Raw genomic sequence first — 14,352 nt, 5'->3', positions numbered from 1 at the left:
GATACTGAAATGTTTTACACTCGATTTATTATTGAAAAATCGTCGGAGAATTTATTTAATGTCGCCCCGTGAGGCGACGAATAGAAAGGAGAAGGTACAGTGTTCGCGGAAGTGAACACGCCCTAAGAACTGTGTGAAAAAGATAAACATCGTTTTGACGCTGAAGGCGTCTGCACCGAGTTTCCTATTTTCACTTTGTTCTTGACGGGCTTTGTATCATAAACTATGCCTAAACGTACTGATATTCAAAAAATTATGGTGATTGGTTCTGGTCCGATTATTATTGGTCAGGCTGCTGAGTTTGACTATGCTGGGACCCAAGCCTGCTTGTCTTTGAAAGAGGAAGGCTATGAGGTTGTCTTGGTGAACTCAAACCCTGCAACCATCATGACGGATAAGGAGATTGCTGACAAAGTCTACATCGAACCGATTACACTTGAGTTTGTGACGCGTATTCTCCGTAAGGAACGTCCCGACGCTTTGCTACCTACCCTTGGAGGACAAACTGGTCTGAATATGGCCATGGAATTATCTAAAAATGGTATCCTAGATGAGCTTGGTGTTGAACTTCTAGGTACCAAATTATCAGCCATTGACCAAGCGGAGGACCGTGACCTCTTTAAACAGTTGATGGAAGAACTTGAGCAACCCATCCCTGAATCTGAAATTGTCAATACAGTTGAAGAAGCAGTTGCCTTTGCAGCGACAATTGGTTACCCAGTTATCGTTCGTCCAGCCTTTACCCTAGGTGGTACTGGTGGTGGTATGTGTGCCAACGAGGAAGAATTGCGTGAAATCGCTGAAAATGGGTTGAAGTTGTCGCCTGTTACCCAATGTTTGATTGAGCGTTCCATTGCAGGTTTCAAGGAAATCGAATACGAAGTCATGCGCGACTCAGCTGATAATGCCCTCGTTGTTTGTAACATGGAAAACTTTGACCCAGTTGGGATTCATACAGGGGATTCCATTGTATTTGCCCCTGCGCAAACCATGTCAGACTATGAGAACCAAATGCTTCGTGATGCCAGCTTGAGCATCATTCGTGCCCTCAAGATTGAAGGCGGATGTAATGTTCAGCTAGCTCTTGATCCCCACAGCTTTAAGTACTATGTTATCGAAGTAAACCCTCGTGTATCGCGTTCTTCTGCCCTTGCATCTAAGGCGACAGGGTATCCGATTGCTAAGTTGGCTGCTAAGATTGCAGTAGGCTTGACTCTAGATGAGGTTATCAACCCAGTTACGGGCTCAACCTACGCCATGTTTGAGCCTGCCCTTGACTATGTGGTTGCCAAGATTCCACGTTTCCCGTTTGATAAGTTTGAAAAAGGTGAACGTCGTCTCGGTACCCAGATGAAGGCAACTGGAGAAGTCATGGCGATTGGTCGAAACATTGAAGAATCTCTCCTTAAGGCCTGCCGCTCCCTTGAAATTGGTGTCCACCACAATGAAATGCCTGAGCTTGCAGCGATTTCTGATGATGCCTTGATTGAAAAAGTTGTCAAGGCCCAAGATGACCGTCTCTTCTACGTATCAGAAGCCATTCGACGTGGTTACACACCAGAAGAAATTGCTGAATTGACCAAGATTGATATCTTTTATCTTGATAAACTCTTGCATATCTTTGAAATCGAGCAAGAATTGGGTGCCCATCCACGAGATCTAGAAGTTTTGAAAACAGCTAAACTAAATGGCTTCTCAGACCGTAAGATTGCTGAACTATGGGAAACGACAGCTGACCAAGTTCGCCAACTTCGTTTGGAAAACAAGATTGTTCCTGTCTACAAGATGGTTGATACCTGTGCCGCAGAATTTGAATCAGAAACTCCATACTTCTATTCAACCTATGGTTGGGAAAATGAGTCTATCAAGTCTGATAAAGAATCTGTACTAGTCCTAGGTTCTGGTCCAATCCGTATCGGGCAAGGGGTTGAGTTTGACTACGCAACTGTTCATTCAGTTAAGGCTATTCAGGCTGCTGGCTATGAAGCCATCATCATGAACTCAAACCCAGAGACCGTTTCTACAGACTTCTCGGTATCTGACAAGCTCTACTTTGAACCGTTGACTTTCGAAGATGTTATGAATGTTATCGACTTGGAGCAACCAAAAGGTGTTATTGTTCAGTTTGGTGGTCAAACAGCTATCAACCTTGCGGAGCCATTGGCAAAAGCAGGTGTGACCATCCTTGGTACGCAAGTCGCTGACCTAGACCGTGCAGAAGACCGTGACCTCTTCGAGCAAGCCCTTAAAGACTTGGATATTCCACAGCCACCAGGACAAACAGCTACCAATGAAGAAGAAGCAGTGCTTGCTGCTCGTAAGATTGGTTTCCCAGTCCTCGTTCGCCCATCTTATGTCTTGGGGGGACGTGCCATGGAAATCGTTGAAAACGAGGAGGACCTCCGTTCTTACATGCGTACCGCTGTTAAGGCTAGTCCAGACCACCCTGTTCTTGTCGACTCTTACATCGTTGGGCAAGAGTGTGAAGTTGATGCCATTTCAGACGGAGAAAATGTTCTCATCCCCGGTATCATGGAACACATCGAACGTGCTGGTGTCCACTCAGGTGACTCAATGGCCGTTTACCCACCACAAACCTTGTCGCAAAAGGTTCAGGAGACCATCGCCGACTACACCAAACGCCTAGCAATTGGTCTTAACTGTTTTGGCATGATGAACATCCAGTTTGTCATCAAGGATGAAAAAGTCTATGTCATCGAGGTCAACCCTCGTGCCAGTCGTACGGTTCCTTTCCTATCAAAGGTAACCAATATCCCTATGGCTCAGGTAGCAACCAAGCTCATTCTTGGTCAAAGCCTTGAAGCACTTGGTTACCAAGATGGACTTTACCCTGAAAGTACTCGCGTTCACATCAAGGCTCCAGTCTTCTCCTTCACCAAGTTAGCTAAGGTAGATAGCTTGCTCGGACCTGAAATGAAGTCAACAGGTGAAGTCATGGGATCTGATGCAACTCTAGAAAAAGCTCTCTATAAGGCCTTTGAAGCTTCTTACCTCCATTTGCCAACCTTTGGTAACGTTGTATTTACCATCGCTGATGATGCCAAAGAAGAAGCCTTGGACTTGGCTCGCCGTTTCCAAAATATCGGTTACGGTATTCTCGCGACAGAAGGGACCGCAGCCTTCTTTGCCAGTCATGGACTGCATGCCCAGCCTGTTGGTAAGATCGGTGATGATGAGAAGGATATTCCAAGCTTTGTCCGCAAAGGGAAAATCCAAGCTATCATCAATACTGTCGGAACCAAACGAACTGCTGACGAAGATGGTGAGCAAATCCGCCGTTCAGCCATTGAACACGGTGTGCCACTCTTTACAGCCCTAGACACAGCAGATGCCATGCTAAAGGTGCTAGAAAGTCGTAGTTTCGTTACAGAAGCTATTTAATCAAGAAAAAAACCTGAGAACTATTTTGTCTCAGGTTCTTTTATAATTATTTGAAACCGTATTTTACAAAGATATACTCTATAGTGTTTAAATCCTTATTAAATCAACGTTTCTAAAGGGATATAGCTGTAAAATATTATATATATACCGTATAGTTAAACCAAGACGGTACCAAAAACAAAAAAGCCAATTCCAATTTCTTGGAAAAGGCTTTGTATCAACGTTTTTAAGCAATAAATGCGGTTGATTATTTGAGACCGTATTTTTTGTTGAAACGATCCACACGTCCATCTGCTTGAGTGAACTTTTGACGTCCAGTGTAGAATGGGTGTGAGTCTGATGAAATTTCCACACGGATCAATGGGTAAGTTTCGCCTTCGAACTCAACAGTTTCGTTAGAGCGTTTTGTTGAACCGCTAAGGAATTTGTAACCAGTAGTTGTGTCCATGAAGACAACTGGGCGATATTCTGGATGGATATCTTTTTTCATTTTGCAATATTTCCTTTCTGCCATGGTCTCTTTGCGAGCCATAGATTGTTACCTTACTAGTCTATCAGATTCTGAAAAGTTTGGCAAGTATTTTATCAGTTTTTAAGCAAGTTTTTTAATTTTTGGTAGATGATTTCGTTTTCTTCTAGACTATAGGAATTGGCGCCACTAGCTAATGGATGTCCTCCTCCGTCGTGTTCTTTGGCAATTTCATTGATAGGGGTGATTTTACTGCGCATACGCACACGGAAGTGACCGTCAACTTGCTCAACAAAGATGACCCAAGCCTTAACGGTATCAATTCGACCAGGTGCTCCGACAATCGCAGCCGTTTCAGCATCCGTAACCTTATATTTTTCCAAGATGTCTTGAGTAAGCAGAACGCGTGCAGCCCCATTCTCATCAACTTCTAAGTGATCATAAACATACCCTTGCAATTTTGCAATCTTGAAGCTCATGGTATCCATTTGACGAGACAGTCCAGCAAAGTCAAAATCAACTTCTCGGAGCTGGCCAGCTATTCTAAAGGTACGGGCACTAGTTGACGGGTAGAGAAAACGCCCTGTGTCCCCGACAATTCCTGCATAGAGAAGTCGTGCCGCTTCGCTAGACAAAGTTAGTTGGTTTTCTTGAGCAAATAGAGCAATCATCTCACTGGCACTGCTTGAACTTGTATCCACCCAAGATAGGTCGCCATAGATATCATCATTTGGATGATGATCGATTTTGATGGTGAAATCAGCTTGTTCATAGCGTTTATCATCGATACGAGGACGATTCGCTGTATCACAAATAATAGCAAGGGCTCCTTGGTAGTCACTATCTTGGACAGTATCCATTTCCGCCATCCAAGCTAGAGTCGGTTCATTAAAACCGACTGCTTTGATGGTCTTTTCTGGAAAATGGTGTGTGAGAAGAGTTTTTAAACCTACCTGACTCCCTATGGCATCTGGATCTGGTTTCATATGACGATGAATGATAATGGTATCGTATTCTTTGATTTTCTCTAAAATTTGCCGGCAAATTTCCATAAATAACCTCAATTCTTTCTCATTTCATTGTAGCACAAGAATTTTTATTTTTAAAATGAAAAAGATGTGATATAATGGAGAAAGATAAATTGAGGAGGACGATATGGCATTAGCAAAAATTGTATTTGCCAGTATGACCGGTAATACCGAAGAAATTGCAGATATTGTTGCAGACAAATTGCGTGAATTAGGCTTGGATGTCGATGTGGATGAGTGTACAACTGTTGACGCTTCAGACTTCTTAGAAGCAGACATCGCTATCGTTGCGACTTACACTTATGGTGATGGAGAATTGCCAGATGAGATGATGGACTTCTACGAAGACCTAGCAGATCTCAACTTGAATGGCAAAATCTACGGAGTGGTCGGTTCAGGAGATACCTTCTACGACGAATTCTGTAAGGCTGTCGATGACTTTGATCGCGTTTTTGTAGCGACAGGAGCAGAAAAAGGTTCAGAATGTGTCAAAGTTGATCTCTCTGCTGAGGAAGAAGATATTGAACGCTTGGAACAATTCGCAGAAGAATTGGCTGCTAAGGTAGGATAAGAATCAGACTGCGCTGACTGGAATAAGTCGATGCAGTTTTTTATTAGTTATTTTGGGATTTTACTAGCCTATTTATAAGCTTTTTGATACAATAATTCAAATAAAGGAGGAGATGCCATGGATTTAGATATTATTCGGCAAGAAATTGATCAAATTGACGATCAAATCGTCAAGCTCCTAGAAGAACGGATGCACCTAGTTGAAGGGGTTGTCACTTATAAGAAAGCATCTGGTAAGCCAATCTTAGATTCTAAGAGAGAAGAAGTTATTTTTGAGAAAGTCAAAAATCGAGTAGAAGATAAGCGCTATCAAGAAACCATTGTTGCGACTTTTTCATATATTCTCAAACGTTCGCGTGATTATCAGGATCAAAACATCAAATGAAAAAAGAACAATTCTATCCGCTCGGGATTTTTTTAGCTGCTATGTCAGGTGGCCTTGTCCGCTATTTTGTATCTAGTCAGTTGCCAGCTAGTCCCGACTTTCCTTGGGGGACCCTCCTTGTCAACTATCTGGGCATTTTCTGTTTGCTCTATCTGGTAAAAGGCTATCTGCTCTATAAGGGAAGCAGTAAGGGCTTGGTTTTGGCGCTGGGTACAGGCTTTTGTGGTGGTTTAACAACCTTTTCTAGCCTGCTCTTGGATGCTGTGAAATTGCTTAATACCGGGCGTTATCTTAGTTTAGGCATCTACCTACTTTTGAGTATTGGTGGAGGCCTGCTCTTGGCTTATTATCTAGGGAGGAAGAAATGGTAATCGTCTATCTTGCAATCGCCTGCGGCTTCGGAGCCCTAGTGCGGTATTTCTTTTCCCAATATAATCAATCCTCAAAGTTCCCCCTAGGAACTCTCATAGCCAATCTTCTCGGTTGTTTTTTGATTGGCTTGCTCTATAACCATGTGGAGTCTAAGGAAGTCTATACTATCCTCGCGACAGGTTTCTGTGGTGGGTTGACGACCTTTTCAACTCTGAATGACGAGCTACAAAGACTGTTAAGTGACAAGAAAGTATTTTTTAGCTATTTTCTTTTAACTTACCTAGGCGGTTTTCTAGCGATTTTTTTAGGAATTCTGCTATAAATTTCTTTACTTTTAGGTGGAAATTTGGTAAACTGTATCTTGTGTGTAATGGACGCACAAAAATACAGTTTATCCGCTGAGGAAGGTTCCTCAAGATTGACAAAGATAGGAGAATAAAATGAATCCATTAATCCAAAGTTTGACTGAAGGTCAACTTCGTACAGATATCCCATCATTCCGTCCTGGTGACACAGTTCGTGTACACGCGAAAGTTGTCGAAGGTAACCGTGAACGTGTTCAGATTTTTGAAGGTGTTGTTATCGCACGTAAAGGTGCTGGTATCTCAGAAAACTACACAGTTCGTAAAATCTCTAACGGTGTAGGTGTTGAGCGTATCTTCCCAATCCACACTCCACGTGTTGAAAAGATCGAAGTTGTTCGTTACGGTAAAGTACGTCGTGCGAAATTGTACTACTTACGTGCTCTTCAAGGTAAGGCAGCTCGTATCAAAGAAATCCGTCGTTAATTCGACTAAAAAACTCTGCTTACCCAGCAGAGTTTTTCTCTAGCTCCCTTAGTTCAATGGATATAACAACTCCCTCCTAAGGAGTAGTTGCAGGTTCGATCCCTGCAGGGGGCATAATAAGAAGCGTAAAGAAACATAAAGAAAACACTGAAGATTCAGTGTTTTTTTGTTTATTAACTCATAAGAGGCCATGAAAATATATAGGGAGAAGAAAATCGCTCTCTTTTTTATGTTATAATAGGTATAGAATGTTTAGGAGAAAGAGATGAAAAAACATAAACGCTTATTTTGGGTTGTTAGTGTGATGCTAATGGTCCTGACTCTTTATACACTGAATGGATGTAGTTTGGGTGGTGAAACCATTCCCAAAAACAGAACAAAGGAACAGTACGAATTTGAAAAAACGTTTGAGCCTATATTTAAATTTTTAGAGCAAGATAAGAAGGATTTTAATGGATTAAAGCTTTACAAAAATAGTATTTATATAGAGAGTGGAAACGTAGTAAAGGATTATAAAGTATTCTTAGATACTAGCCAATCTGACATTAAGGGTGACTATACAATAAAAATTGGGGATAATAAAGAAACAGTTCCTGTTACTTACTCTAATGGGAAGTTAAATTATGGGTCGGAGGTAACTCCTTTATATGATGAAGAAATTCTTAATTTGGTAGTACAAAGAGATTATTTCGCTTCCTTGAATATAAAAGAAACCTTTAAGAGTGCTGAAACTGAATTGAGCGATATTATCTACCAGCCTGAAAATCATTCTGGCCTCTATAAATATCTTAAAAATAAGTACGATATGCCAGAAGATACGACCTGTCGAATAATATTAGATTACTCTAGTGGAACAATCTATGGAATTTCAATACTAATGGAATCTAAGGATGAGGCTGTTCAAATAGATTTAACTATATTTAAACAACGGGAGGATAATCAATGAATGAAATTGAAAAAAGTAACCGTCGAGTTGAAAGATAAAGCACTATAAAAGCTGTTTCATAACTGATTTTTAATGAGCATCAGGAGATATTATGTTAAAATCGAACAAGTGGATATTCCTTGCGATTTCCGTTCCCTTTATTATTATTGGTTTGTCATATTTGTTAATTAGGCTACCGATTGGGAACACTGGTAAGTTTATTCATGATCATGAGGATTCTATCAAGAGCGAAATTATTGCAGACATAGATAGTCAAGGGCAATATATAAAGTCAGTGACGCTTTTACCAGGTTCTGCGAGGGGAGGCTTTGATAATGGTGGAGATGTAGGTGGAAATTATCATATCTCCCTTACAGCCTATGCTAATAATAATCGCAAGCAGTCAATGAAAGTAGAATTATACTTTCCTGATGCTGGTATAGGTCCTTTTACATTTATAAAACCCAATCCTTATAAATCTCCTGAAACTATGGAGAGATGGTACTTGTCAGTAGTAGAGGTATCAAGTGACCCCTCGTGGGATTGGAAGCGAGAGCAAGATAAATTGACTGAAACTATGAATAAACTTTTGGATGATTCTGTTAGCAAAGGCAAGGATGTATCCAGGCAAATTCAAAAAGAAAGTATGATTCGTCTTCTTAACAGATGGCTACAAGAACATGAGGAAAATTTCAAACTAGCTATCCAAACAGACCTGTATAGAAACGACCCAGAATTGGAACAGAAATTAGGAAAGATTCAAAGTATCAGTGTAAGTGAATATCAAATGTACATTCCTTCGACAGGTAGCGACATTCGTTTTGATGTTAGATTTGAGAAATATCCTGAAGAAGTAGCTACTATAGACGTTCGCTTGCATTCCCAAGGGGAACAATCAGTTTTTAAGGATCCCTCAGTAGCTGCAACTATTAGTTTTGAAAGAGAACGTTTTGTTATAAAAACTGTGTACGACTCCAAGCTATTTCCAATTTTTAATCAAAGTCGATTTGGTAATAGTAATGGAGAAATATCTTATGAGCTCCCAAAAGATTATGAAAATCAATTTTTAATTCCTTAACTTTCAAGCAAGCTATTGTGCTTGCTTTATCTTTATGGCTTCAAGCTATAAGAGTAAGAACGACAAATCGATGTATGATAGAGGAGATTCAAGCTTATATCTCTTCCTTGTAGACATGGGATACTGATGTTTTCAAGTATAAAGGAGTAAAAATGATGCTAGCTATTTGTATAGATTCTATAGGTGACAAGTCAGGAACCTATAAGTTGTTAAGAAATTATTCATCCTTACCTTTCTCTTTAATCCAATCCAAAATAAATAATCATGACACGGTAATAGAGGTAGACATGTTAGATTTGGACGAATTGAAAAAGATGAGAGCCCTCATCCATGAGTTGAGTGCTATTGGGACTATGGTTACGATGAGAGATTCGACTGGTATTATCACCTTAGAATTTTTAAATAATATTATTTCTACCTTTGAAGAGATTGCAGCTGAAAGAGAAGAATTAGATGCTCTGATGTTTGAGGGGGAAGAGTGATTTGTTTTGCAAGTTTCTAAAGGTAACTCGTTTGTGACGAATTCAATATTCAAAAAGAACACCCCAGAAGTTAGACTTTTATCTCTAACTTATGGGGTACTTTTTCTATATGATAATCATGTTACAAGACCCACGTACGAATAGCATGGGCTACGCCAGATTCGTCATTCGTTTTGGTGATGTATTTGGCGATTTTTTTGAGTTCTGGATTTCCATTTTCCATAACAACGGGGTTTCCAACGACTTCGAGCATGGCGCGGTCATTTTCTTCGTCCCCGATCGCCATAGTTTCATCTTTGGTCAATCCGAGTTTTTCAGCTAAGTGAGTTATCGCTGAACCCTTGTCTACATTCTTTTTAAGGAGTTCTAGGTAGAAAGGAGCAGATTTGTTGATAGAGTAGCGTTCGTAAAATTCTGCTGGGATTTTTTCAATTGCAGCATCGAGAATCTCAGGTTCATCGATAAACATACACTTGACGATTTCTTTGTCAGCCATTTCTTCAGGAGTACGGTAGAAGATGGGCATGCTGACGAGGGTTGATTCGTGCACCGTGTATTTTCCGATATTGCGATTGGCAGTGTAGATACCGTCCTTGGTAATGGCGTGCATGTGGACACCGAGCTTGCGACTGAGGAATTCCATATCCAGATAATCCTCATAGGTCAAGGATTCGCTGATAATTTCATGTCCAGTCGCAGTTTCTTGGACAAGGCCACCGTTGAAGGTTACTACATAGTCACCCTCGTCTCTTAACTGCAAGTCATCCAGAAGTTTGGCAACACCTGCGATGGGACGACCCGTTGCAATCACGATTTTGACACCGGCTTGTTTGGCGTCTTGGATGGCAGAAAAGACTTCAGGAGTGATTTCCTTTTTACTGTTGACTAGGGTACCATCGATATCGACGGCGATTAGTTTAATACTCATATAGTTCCTCTATTCGTTCTTATTTGGGCTAAAATGATCGTTCTCAATCAAGTGTAAAAATTGCTGGGTGATATTTACGAAAATGCTGTTTTGATCTAACATTTCTTTTGGGAAATAGAAACGATTATCTCCGTGGCGGCTGCCAGCAAGGGATTGGACGATAGGAGACAGGCTAGAGAGTTCTGCCAGCTCCCCATTTTTTTGTAAAATTTCAATCTGAGTCCGTGGATTTTCAGATTCGGGACGATAGATATCATAAGGGAGGTCAAAGTTCTTATGAATAGCAGTGTAGTAGTCTGGATCAAAACCGATTTCTTCAACCAATTTTCTCATGGTTGCGAGTTGGTCTTGGTCTTCTTGTGAAAAGGTGATGGATTTAAAGACCTTGCGGTTGACAAAGCGTTGCGACAAGTCTGCTAGAATTTTGTCAGGACTGGTCATCCAGAGCTGGAAGTAGGTATTCATCACGCCATCATCAAGAGCCAGATAGTCAGTTAGAGTGACTTTCTTCTCGAAAAAAGGGAGGAGATGTGGAGAAGTTCGTGCAAAGAAGTCCTTGTCCTCAGGGTAGAGTTCCTTGGCACGTTTGAGGAGATTCTGCAGGAGAACTTCCATGGCGCGTGTTGCTGGGTGGAAATAAACCTGCATATACATCTGGTAGCGACTGAGGACATAGTCTTCGATGGCATGCATGCCATTACGCTGAAAGGCGATACCATTTTCGATAGGACGAATCACTCGGAGGATTCGAGTCAGGTCAAATTCCCCATAAGATGCTCCTGTAAAATAGGAGTCGCGCAAGAGATAGTCCATGCGGTCTGCATCAATTTGACTAGAAATGAGCTGCACGACCTGCTTGTTAGGATAGGTATGGTCGATGACACTGGCTACCTTTTCTGGGAAATCTGGCGCTACTTGAAGCAGGACTTGGTGAATCTCTGTCTCAGGACTTTGGATGATTTCCTGAGTAATGGCCTCATGATCTGTATCAAAAAGATTTTCAAAAGTATGCGAATAGGCACCATGCCCAAGGTCATGTAGGAGAGCAGCGGTCATGGTCAAGAGAGACTCAGCGGGATCCCATTCTTCAGGATATTTTTCTTCAAAAATCTCTGTGATACGACGTGCAATCTCATAGACCCCGAGGCAGTGAGAAAAACGACTGTGCTCCCCACCGTGGAAGGTATAACTGGATGTGCCGAGTTGCTTAATACGGCGCAGACGTTGAAATTCTTTTGTATTGATCAAGTCATAGATGACCTGATTATTAACATGGATATAGTTGTGAACTGGGTCACGGAATACTTTTTCGTTCATATGACCATTATAGCAAAATCCTGCTCTTTTTGGTAAAATAGTAGGACAAGAGACAAGAAAGAGGATTTGATGTGAAGATTCGGATGCGAAATACGATTCAGTTTGATGAACAGTTGGAAGTCATTGATCAACTCTATGACGTGGAAGTGCGTGAAAAAGGAGATTATGGCTATTTACTCTTTTATAATGAGGAAAAGGAAAAAGTGGTTCTCAAATTTCATCAAGAAGAACTGGTGATGAGCCGATTTTCCAATCCCAAGACCATTATGCGCTTTCTAAGGGATAGCGATAGTTTAGCCTATATCCCTACTCCAATGGGTATGCAGGAGTTTATCATCCAAACGAGCCGTTATGAAGTTGATGGGCAAAAGATTCATTTAGATTATCAACTACAAAATCAAGAGGGACACCCCTTTGCCAGCTATCAATTGGAAATTACTTGGGGATAAGAAAAAGGTTGGCGAGAGCCAACCTTATTTAATATAGAGTTCTTGGTTTTTTAGGATAATTTCACGTGCATTTGCAAACTTCTTGAGTTTTTTTAGTTCTTCAGGATGGGTTACGAGAGTGATAACATAGCCCTCTTTGCCCATGCGACCTGTACGGCCAGCGCGGTGGGTGTAAGTTTCGATATCTCTAGGAATATCAAAGTTTACGACACATTCTAGGCTATCGATATCAATTCCACGAGCCAGAAGGTCAGTTGCAAGGAGCAAGGTTAGCTGCTTATCCTTAAACTTTTCCAAGATAACTTTTCTAAACTTGACATTGACATCGCTAGCGAGGGAAACAGCCAAGATATCCCGATACTGTAGTTTTTCCTCTGCGCTCCCAAGGTCTGATAGGCTGTTAAAGAAGACCAGACCACGAAAGTCCTCTACATGAGCAAGCTTTCGTAGCATATCCACTCGGTGACGTTGGTCTACCTGCATGTAGAAGTGTTGGATGTTGTCCAACTTTTGGTCAGAAAGGTCGATGGTGCGCGTGTTTGGAGCAATCTTTTCTTGGTCAAACTTGGTCGTCGCACTCATGTAGACGAGTTGGTGGTCACGAGGTGCGTAGTGAGTAATTTTCTCGACAAAGTGAATCTGAGAATCATCGAGCAATTGGTCAAATTCATCCAGGATGATGGTTTCCACATTCATCATCTTGATTTTTTTCAATTTAATCAACTCAAAGATACGGCCAGGAGTTCCAATCAGAATTTCTGGCCCTTTTTTTAGGCGTTCAATCTGACGTTTCTGACTCGAACCTGATAAGAAGAGCTGAGCAGTCAAGCCGATAGCTTCAGCCCACGTTTTACATACATCAAAAATCTGTCCAGCAAGTTCTGTATTTGGTGCTAGAATCAAGAGTTGCTGGGCTTTTTTCTTTTGTAGTCTGAGTAGACTCGGTAGGAGGTAAGCTAGGGTCTTACCAGTTCCTGTTGGGCTCACTCCTAGGAGGTTTTCTCCAGCAAGAAGGGGCTCAAATAGTTGAGTTTGAATGGGGGTGAATTCTTGGAAACCAAGTCGGTTACTTAGTTCTTGCCATTCAATAGGTAGTTTGGTTTTCATTTTTCTCCCTCAAATCTAATGCCAGCAGTCTGGCGCATGGTATATAATAGGTCATGAACAGAACCCGCATCATCCAGCCAGTTCTGGTAAAGTGTCTGGTCTGGTTGCTGGATCATGTGTGCAAATGCAGTGGCTTCCTCAGCCATCGTATGAGGAGCTTGTTGGGTAGGGAGCTGGACTTGATTTCCTTGGTGGTCGGTAAAAATAGCTGAGCGGACATGTTCAATCGTGTTGAGTGTTAAGGTTCCATCTAATGTATAAATCTCGCAAGGAAGATTGGAAGTGATGTTTTTTCCTGCCTTGATATGAACTTGGAAGTCGGGGTAGAAGAGGGTACCGTCTCCATTTAGGTCAATGCTATTGTCAAGTTGTTGAGCCTGGTAGGTCGCGTCCTGAGCCTTTCCAAAAAGGCGAACGGCTGCGTAGAGAGGATAAATCCCCAAGTCCATAAGGGCTCCACCAGCAAAACGGTCTGAAAAGACATTGGGTGTCTGTCCAGCCAACAAGTCAGGCATCTTGGAAGAATACTTGGCATAGTTAAAATCTGCTCCTAGCACTTGCTTGTCTGCTAAAAAGTTTTTGATAGTGGTAAAAGCTTCTTCGTGGTAATTACGAGCTGCTTCAAAGATAAAACAGTGATTTTTCTCAGCTGTTTGCCTCAAATCTAGCCATTCATGTGGCTGAGTGACAGCTGGCTTTTCAAGAATAACATGCTTACCAAAAGACAAGGCAACCTTGGCTTGAACAAAATGCAAGGAGTTTGGACTGGCGATATAGACTACATCAAAGGAAGACTTGAAGAAGTCTTCTAATTGATCAAAGAGTTGGACATTTTGATAGCGAGAAGCAAAGGTTGCGGCAGTTTCTAGTTTTCTAGAATAGACTGCGACCAGCTGGTATTCTTCGCTAGCATGGGCTGCTTCTATGAAATGATGGCTGATAGCGCCTGTTCCGATGACACCTAATTTAAGCATAGATACTCCTTTTCCGACTTCAAATCCTTCCTTCATTATAACACAGAAAAGAAGGACTATCCAATAGATGGTAAAAAT

General features: G+C 41.4%; 16 protein-coding genes and 1 tRNA gene. 11 read left to right on the top strand and 6 right to left on the bottom strand.

Going from position 1 to position 14,352, the window contains the following annotated elements; genetic code table 11:
• Positions 1 to 225 precede the first annotated feature (225 nt).
• The gene (carB, locus tag FGK98_RS06275) at positions 226 to 3,402 is read left to right on the top strand and encodes a carbamoyl-phosphate synthase large subunit (RefSeq protein ID WP_138100502.1); all 3,177 of its coding nucleotides are present in this window, start codon (positions 226 to 228) and stop codon (positions 3,400 to 3,402) included.
• 247 nt (positions 3,403 to 3,649) lie between these two features.
• Here carB and FGK98_RS06270 read toward each other — a convergent pair whose 3' ends face one another.
• Both FGK98_RS06270 and FGK98_RS06265 read right to left on the bottom strand, forming a co-directional pair.
• Positions 3,650 to 3,892, bottom strand: coding sequence for a type B 50S ribosomal protein L31 (locus tag FGK98_RS06270; protein WP_000710762.1), 243 nt, complete (start codon positions 3,890 to 3,892; stop codon positions 3,650 to 3,652).
• 95 nt (positions 3,893 to 3,987) lie between these two features.
• Positions 3,988 to 4,923 carry a DHH family phosphoesterase gene (locus FGK98_RS06265; RefSeq protein WP_138100501.1) on the bottom strand — a complete coding sequence of 312 codons (936 nt, stop codon included), beginning with the start codon at positions 4,921 to 4,923 and terminating at the stop codon, positions 3,988 to 3,990.
• Between the two features lie 103 nt (positions 4,924 to 5,026).
• Here FGK98_RS06265 and FGK98_RS06260 point away from each other — a divergent pair, with 103 nt between their 5' ends.
• The 9 genes from FGK98_RS06260 (at position 5,027) to FGK98_RS06220 (ending at position 9,499) form a co-directional block, all read left to right on the top strand.
• Entirely contained in the window at positions 5,027 to 5,470 is a 444-nt protein-coding gene (locus FGK98_RS06260; RefSeq protein ID WP_001162133.1) for a flavodoxin, read from the top strand.
• 117 nt (positions 5,471 to 5,587) lie between these two features.
• Entirely contained in the window at positions 5,588 to 5,854 is a 267-nt protein-coding gene (locus FGK98_RS06255; protein WP_138100500.1) for a chorismate mutase, read from the top strand.
• Positions 5,851 to 6,225, top strand: a complete 375-nt coding sequence (gene crcB / locus FGK98_RS06250; RefSeq protein ID WP_138100499.1) for a fluoride efflux transporter CrcB — start codon at positions 5,851 to 5,853, stop codon at positions 6,223 to 6,225. The genes FGK98_RS06255 and crcB (FGK98_RS06250) overlap by 4 nt, the downstream gene beginning before the upstream one ends.
• Complete coding sequence (gene crcB, locus FGK98_RS06245) at positions 6,219 to 6,548, top strand: fluoride efflux transporter CrcB (protein WP_138100498.1); 330 nt, start codon at positions 6,219 to 6,221, stop codon at positions 6,546 to 6,548. The genes crcB (FGK98_RS06250) and crcB (FGK98_RS06245) overlap by 7 nt, the downstream gene beginning before the upstream one ends.
• Before the next feature lie 118 nt (positions 6,549 to 6,666).
• The gene (gene rplS, locus FGK98_RS06240) at positions 6,667 to 7,014 is read left to right on the top strand and encodes a 50S ribosomal protein L19 (RefSeq protein WP_001068670.1); all 348 of its coding nucleotides are present in this window, start codon (positions 6,667 to 6,669) and stop codon (positions 7,012 to 7,014) included.
• Between the two features lie 42 nt (positions 7,015 to 7,056).
• Positions 7,057 to 7,128: transfer RNA gene (locus tag FGK98_RS06235), tRNA-Arg, on the top strand.
• A gap of 151 nt (positions 7,129 to 7,279) precedes the next feature.
• On the top strand, positions 7,280 to 7,960 hold the full coding sequence (locus FGK98_RS06230; protein WP_138100497.1) for a hypothetical protein: 681 nt from the start codon (positions 7,280 to 7,282) through the stop codon (positions 7,958 to 7,960).
• 91 nt (positions 7,961 to 8,051) lie between these two features.
• On the top strand, positions 8,052 to 9,017 hold the full coding sequence (locus FGK98_RS06225) for a hypothetical protein (RefSeq protein ID WP_138100496.1): 966 nt from the start codon (positions 8,052 to 8,054) through the stop codon (positions 9,015 to 9,017).
• Between the two features lie 152 nt (positions 9,018 to 9,169).
• Positions 9,170 to 9,499, top strand: coding sequence for a 50S ribosomal protein L7/L12 (locus FGK98_RS06220; protein ID WP_455164705.1), 330 nt, complete (start codon positions 9,170 to 9,172; stop codon positions 9,497 to 9,499).
• 121 nt (positions 9,500 to 9,620) lie between these two features.
• Here the strand turns inward: FGK98_RS06220 and yidA are convergent, their stop codons facing one another.
• Positions 9,621 to 10,427 carry a sugar-phosphatase gene (gene yidA / locus FGK98_RS06215; protein WP_138100495.1) on the bottom strand — a complete coding sequence of 269 codons (807 nt, stop codon included), beginning with the start codon at positions 10,425 to 10,427 and terminating at the stop codon, positions 9,621 to 9,623.
• A gap of 9 nt (positions 10,428 to 10,436) precedes the next feature.
• A complete protein-coding gene (locus tag FGK98_RS06210) occupies positions 10,437 to 11,744 on the bottom strand; it encodes an HD domain-containing protein (RefSeq protein WP_138100494.1) in 1,308 nt (435 codons plus the stop codon).
• Positions 11,745 to 11,815: 71 nt separating this feature from the next.
• Here FGK98_RS06210 and FGK98_RS06205 point away from each other — a divergent pair, with 71 nt between their 5' ends.
• Positions 11,816 to 12,193: a DUF1934 domain-containing protein gene (locus tag FGK98_RS06205; protein WP_138100493.1), complete on the top strand. Its 378-nt coding sequence runs from the start codon at positions 11,816 to 11,818 to the stop codon at positions 12,191 to 12,193.
• Positions 12,194 to 12,217: 24 nt separating this feature from the next.
• On the opposite strand, the gene FGK98_RS06200 is transcribed toward FGK98_RS06205, so the two are convergent.
• Together FGK98_RS06200 and FGK98_RS06195 are read right to left on the bottom strand one after the other, a co-directional pair.
• Positions 12,218 to 13,300: a DEAD/DEAH box helicase gene (locus tag FGK98_RS06200; RefSeq protein WP_138100492.1), complete on the bottom strand. Its 1,083-nt coding sequence runs from the start codon at positions 13,298 to 13,300 to the stop codon at positions 12,218 to 12,220.
• On the bottom strand, positions 13,297 to 14,274 hold the full coding sequence (locus FGK98_RS06195; RefSeq protein WP_138100491.1) for a Gfo/Idh/MocA family protein: 978 nt from the start codon (positions 14,272 to 14,274) through the stop codon (positions 13,297 to 13,299). Before FGK98_RS06195 ends, FGK98_RS06200 begins: the two co-directional genes overlap by 4 nt.
• Positions 14,275 to 14,352 lie beyond the last annotated feature (78 nt).

The sequence above is a fragment of the Streptococcus australis genome (assembly GCF_901543175.1).
In the GTDB taxonomy this organism is placed as follows: Bacteria; Bacillota; Bacilli; order Lactobacillales; family Streptococcaceae; genus Streptococcus; species Streptococcus australis_A.
This window is presented reverse-complemented; position numbering and strand designations above follow the sequence as displayed.